This is a genomic window from Neisseria sp. GT4A_CT1 (genome assembly GCF_000227275.1).
GTDB lineage: Bacteria > Pseudomonadota > Gammaproteobacteria > Burkholderiales > Neisseriaceae > Neisseria.
In genome coordinates this window covers 351,475-355,492 of sequence record NZ_JH164964.1, presented here as the reverse complement: position 1 = coordinate 355,492, position 4,018 = coordinate 351,475, and the positions used below count along the sequence as shown (strand labels likewise).

At 47.8% G+C, this 4,018-nt stretch carries 3 protein-coding genes and 2 pseudogenes; 2 read left to right on the top strand and 3 right to left on the bottom strand.

Annotation, left to right across the window (positions count from 1 at the left end; translation table 11 throughout):
• The 3 genes and pseudogenes from HMPREF1028_RS01585 to HMPREF1028_RS14355 all read right to left on the bottom strand — a co-directional run.
• A pseudogene (locus tag HMPREF1028_RS01585) lies at nucleotides 1-282 on the bottom strand (IS630 family transposase); the annotation flags it as partial.
• Nucleotides 283-411: 129 nt separating this feature from the next.
• Nucleotides 412-1,461, bottom strand: coding sequence for a 3-deoxy-7-phosphoheptulonate synthase AroG (gene aroG, locus HMPREF1028_RS01580; RefSeq protein ID WP_009311061.1), 1,050 nt, complete (start codon nucleotides 1,459-1,461; stop codon nucleotides 412-414).
• A 174-nt stretch (nucleotides 1,462-1,635) separates the two neighbouring features.
• Entirely contained in the window at nucleotides 1,636-1,782 is a 147-nt protein-coding gene (locus HMPREF1028_RS14355; protein ID WP_156798031.1) for a hypothetical protein, read from the bottom strand.
• A 217-nt stretch (nucleotides 1,783-1,999) separates the two neighbouring features.
• On the opposite strand from HMPREF1028_RS14355, the gene HMPREF1028_RS01575 reads away from it, so the two are divergent.
• Together HMPREF1028_RS01575 and HMPREF1028_RS01570 are read left to right on the top strand one after the other, a co-directional pair.
• Nucleotides 2,000-3,064: a 2,3-butanediol dehydrogenase gene (locus HMPREF1028_RS01575; RefSeq protein ID WP_003768647.1), complete on the top strand. Its 1,065-nt coding sequence runs from the start codon at nucleotides 2,000-2,002 to the stop codon at nucleotides 3,062-3,064.
• A 634-nt stretch (nucleotides 3,065-3,698) separates the two neighbouring features.
• Nucleotides 3,699-4,018: pseudogene (locus HMPREF1028_RS01570) on the top strand (IS630 family transposase); the annotation flags it as partial.

Genomic DNA, 4,018 nt, shown 5'->3' with positions numbered 1-4,018 from the left:
TGCATAGCAAACGGCGGCTGCCGTACAATCAAAATGTTTAGCGATTTCATGCAGATAGGCATCCGGGTGTTGCCCAACATATTGAGCCAGTTTTTGCCTATCCAATTTGACGGCATTTAGACCGGTGACTTGATGTTTTAGGCTGCCTGTTTGCTTTTTAAGGCGAATCCACAGGTAAAGCGTGTTTCTTGACAGGTTAAACGTTGCTGCGGTTTGGCTGATGTTTTTGCATTGTTCGTAATAGTTTAAAGCTTTGTTCCTTAAGTCCGCAGAGTATGCCATGGTTAAACCTTCAAAGTTGAGTATTGTACTATTTTGTTTTTAATTGACTATAAAAGGTCGTCTGAAACTGTCTGTTTTTACCCACACACAGACTTTTCAGACGACCTCTTTTTCGCTACACAAACCGATTTAAGGCGCGACCCGTTTACGGTTTGCCGCAGCCAAAAGCGCGAGCATTTCTTCGGTGGTATCCCAGCCGATGCAGGCATCGGTAATGCTTTGCCCGTAAACCTCGGGCTTGTCCTGTCTGCCTTCGACCAAATGGCTTTCCACCATCACGCCCATAATATTGTCTTCGCCGTTTTCCAGTTGCGCGGCAACATCTTGGGCAACTTCCATCTGCCGTCTGTAATCTTTACGGCTGTTTGCGTGGCTGCAATCGACCATCAGCTTGGGCGACAAGCCGGCTTTTATTAATTGTTCCGCCGCCGATTTGACGTGTTCGGTACTGTAATTCGGTTCTTTGCCGCCGCGCAGGATAACGTGGCAGTCGGGATTGCCGCCGGTATGCACAATGGCGGAATGCCCCGCTTTGGTTACAGACAGGAAGTGATGCGGATGACTTGCCGCGCCAATCGCGTCGATGGCGATTTTCAAATTGCCGTCCGTACCGTTTTTGAAACCGACCGGACAGGACAGGCCGCTGGCGAGTTCGCGGTGTACTTGGCTCTCCGTCGTCCGCGCACCAATCGCGCCCCAAGAAATCAAGTCCGCGTAATATTGCGGCGTAATCATGTCGAGGAACTCCGTCGAAGCGGGCATGCCCATATTGTTCAACGTCAGCAGCAAGCTGCGTGCCTGACGCAGGCCGTAGTTGATGTCGAACGTGCCGTCCAAGTGCGGGTCGTTAATCAGACCTTTCCAACCCACCGTTGTACGCGGTTTTTCAAAATACACGCGCATCACAATCAGCAATTCTTTTTCATATTTCTTGCGCAACACCAGCAAACGTTCGGCGTATTCCAAGGCGGCTTTGGTGTCGTGGATGGAACACGGGCCGATAATCACCAGCAGGCGGTTGTCCTTGCCGTGAACCAAATCGGCGATTTCATGCCGCGTGCGGTGTACCAGCCCCGCCGCTTCCTCGGAAATCGGCAGCTCGTACAAATGGGCAATCGGCGGCAGTAGCTCTTTGACTTCTCTAATCTTAATATCGTCGGTAGGGTATTGTTGGGTCATTGTTATTGCTTTCAAATTCAGATAAATTAAGGCATAGATTACCTTCTTTACCTGTTTTAAACAAGCCTTTTAGCCATCTTACGGCAATTTTATTTCAAAAAATCAAATTTTTTCTGTTTTTATATATTTAAATTTCTAAAATTCAAATTTTTTCGCAATAAAATTTTGATTAATTCAATAAGCAATACCTGCGTTGTCAACAATTTCCATTTTCCCCCAATAATTCTCCCGCCTTCCGACAGCATCTTTTTGACGAATACCTATTAAGACTATTCCATCCAAAACTTGACCGCGGACAAGCCCTGCTTTGTTTTTACGCAAGCCGACATATCATTCACATCGAAATGTAGTAAAATAACAAAATATCAAAGCAATATCGCGCAGCCTGTGTTGCTTATCCTACACAACCCGCCCTGCCGCATCATTAAAATAAACATATACTCGTCGCACATCCCACACATCCTTCCCGCCCTTACTGAAAAGCCGTCCTACCTTTCAGACGACCTTTCTTTTCAACCTCAAAACAAGGAGCGTTACAATGAAAGCAGCACGTTTTTACGATAAAGGCGATATCCGCATCGAAGACATCCCCGAACCGACCGTCGCCCCCGGCACCGTCGGCATCAACGTCGCTTGGTGCGGTATCTGCGGTACCGATCTGCACGAATTTATGGAAGGTCCGATTTTCATCCCGCCCTGCGGCCATCCGCACCCGATTTCCGGCGAGTCCGCGCCCGTAACGATGGGACACGAGTTCTCCGGCGTGGTTTATGCCGTCGGCGAAGGCGTGGACGACCTCAAAGTCGGACAACACGTCGTGGTCGAACCCTACATCATCCGCGATGACGTACCGACCGGCGAAGGCAGCAACTACCACCTCTCCAAAGACATGAACTTCATCGGCTTGGGCGGCTGCGGCGGCGGCCTTGCCGAAAAAATCGCCGTCAAACGCCGCTGGGTGCATCCGATTTCCGACAAAATCCCGTTAGACCAAGCCGCTTTGATTGAGCCCCTGTCCGTCGGTCATCACGCCTACGTCCGCAGCGGCGCGAAAGCAGGCGACGTCGCATTGGTCGGCGGCGCAGGCCCCATCGGTTTGCTGCTTGCCGCCGTGTTGAAAGCCAAAGGCATCAAAGTCATCATCACCGAATTGAGCAAAGCGCGCAAAGACAAAGCCCGCGAATCGGGCGTTGCCGACTACATCCTCGACCCGTCCGAAGTCGACGTCGTCGAAGAAGTGAAAAAACTGACCAACGGCGAAGGCGTGGACGTGGCATTCGAATGCACCAGCGTCAATAAAGTGCTGGACACCATGGTCGAAGCCTGCCGCCCGACCGCAAAAGTCGTCATCGTATCCATTTGGAGCCACCCCGCCACCATCAACGTCCACAGCGTTGTGATGAAAGAGCTGGACGTGCGCGGCACCATCGCCTACTGTAACGACCACGCCGAAACCATCAAACTGGTGGAAGAAGGCAAAATCAACCTCGAACCTTTCATCACCCAGCGTATCAAGCTGGACGAGCTGGTTTCCGAAGGCTTCGAGCGTCTGATTCACAACAACGAATCCGCCGTCAAAATCATCGTCAATCCCAACCTGTAAACGCCTGACGGATTGATAGAAACACAAAGGTCGTCTGAAAACCTCAAATCAAGATTTTCAGACGACCTTTTTATCTGCAAAGACAATTCACCCCATCATCCACAATACCCTTCAGGCTATTGTCCATCAGTTATAGTGGATTAAATTTAAATCAGTACGGCGTTGCCTCACCTTAGCTCAAAGAAAACGATTCTCTAAGGTGCTGAAGCACCAAGTGAATCGGTTCCGTACTATCTGTACTGTCTGCGGCTTCGTCGCCTTGTCCTGATTTAAAGTTAATCCACTATATTTCCCAACACCACCCAATCTACTGCCAAAACATCTGCAAAGGTCGTCTGAAAGCCAACTTCAAGAAACTAAAGCTTCTTTTAAACGCTTTTAGACGACCTCTTATCTAATTTAAATACCGAATAAAGTATAATCTTTGCAAAAAAACAACAAAAAATAATACAAAAATTTACAAAAAACACAGGAACTTATAAAATACCAAACAATAACAGTTGCAACAATAATCACAAATCATAATAATGTCATATATACCGTTCAGGCAAAAAAGCCTGCCGTATATCAGTTACACAGAAATATAGTCAATTAAAAACAAAATAGTACAATACTCAACTTTGAAGGTTTAACCATGGCATACTCTGCGGACTTAAGGAACAAAGCTTTAAACTATTACGAACAATGCAAAAACATCAGCCAAACCGCAGCAACGTTTAACCTGTCAAGAAACACGCTTTACCTGTGGATTCGCCTTAAAAAGCAAACAGGCAGCCTAAAACATCAAGTCACCGGTCTAAATGCCGTCAAATTGGATAGGCAAAAACTGGCTCAATATGTTGGGCAACACCCGGATGCCTATCTGCATGAAATCGCTAAACATTTTGATTGTACGGCAGCCGCCGTTTGCTATGCACTCAAACAGATGGGGATGACGCGCAAAAAAGACCACCA

Excerpts from the sequence above, each read along its gene's own strand:
- HMPREF1028_RS01575 (WP_003768647.1), top strand. The coding sequence starts at position 2,000 with ATGAAAGCAGCACGTTTTTACGATAAAGGCGATATCCGCATCGAAGAC.
- aroG (WP_009311061.1), bottom strand. The coding sequence starts at position 1,461 with ATGACCCAACAATACCCTACCGACGATATTAAGATTAGAGAAGTCAAA.